1 pseudogene is annotated in these 1,066 nt (G+C 46.4%); it reads left to right on the top strand.

Going from position 1 to position 1,066, the window contains the following annotated elements:
- Positions 1–1,066, top strand: a pseudogene (gene rpoB / locus A3762_RS01440) (DNA-directed RNA polymerase subunit beta); the annotation flags it as partial.

Below are 1,066 nucleotides of genomic sequence, written 5' to 3' on the forward strand. Positions count from 1 at the left end.
TTGACCCTACGAATACTCAATTAGAAGCCTTGGTAGAAATCTATCGTATGATGCGCCCAGGCGAACCACCGACTAAAGAGTCTGCTGAGAATTTATTCGGTAACCTGTTCTTTACATCTGAGCGCTATGATCTTTCGGCAGTTGGCCGTATGAAGTTCAATCGTCGTCTTGGAAGAGCTGAAGAGACGGGCGAAGGCGTTCTTGATAATCAAGATATTATCGATGTGTTGCGTACCTTGATCGACATTCGTAATGGTAAAGGCGAAGTTGATGATATCGATCACCTTGGCAACCGACGTATCCGTTCTGTTGGTGAAATGGCTGAAAACCAATTCCGCGTAGGTCTTGTGCGTGTTGAGCGAGCTGTACGTGAGCGCTTGAGTATGGCTGAGTCTGATGGCTTGATGCCACAAGATTTAATTAATGCAAAACCAGTTGCTGCAGCAGTCAAAGAGTTCTTTGGTTCTAGCCAGTTGTCTCAGTTCATGGACCAAAACAACCCTCTATCTGAGGTAACGCATAAGCGTCGTGTATCTGCGCTTGGCCCAGGTGGCTTGACGCGTGAGCGTGCAGGCTTCGAAGTACGTGACGTACACCCGACTCACTATGGTCGTGTTTGTCCAATCGAAACGCCTGAAGGTCCGAACATCGGTTTGATCAACTCGTTAGCAACTTATGCGCGTACTAACTCATATGGTTTCCTTGAGTCGCCTTATCGTAAAGTTGTTGATGGTCATGTTACCGACGAAATCGAATACTTATCTGCAATCGAAGAAAGTGGTTATGTTATCGCACAGGCAAGCGCTGTTGTTGATGATGGAAATAACCTTACAGAAGAATTGGTAACTGTTCGTCATAAGAACGAAACCACAGTAATGCCTCCAGAAAAAGTTAATTACATGGACGTGTCACCACGTCAGGTTGTATCTGTTGCGGCATCACTTATCCCATTTTTAGAGCACGACGATGCGAACCGTGCATTGATGGGCTCGAACATGCAGCGTCAGGCAGTTCCTACATTACGTTCTGATAAGCCTCTTGTTGGTACCGGTATCGAGCGCATCGT

This window comes from Oleiphilus sp. HI0125, from assembly GCF_001635355.1.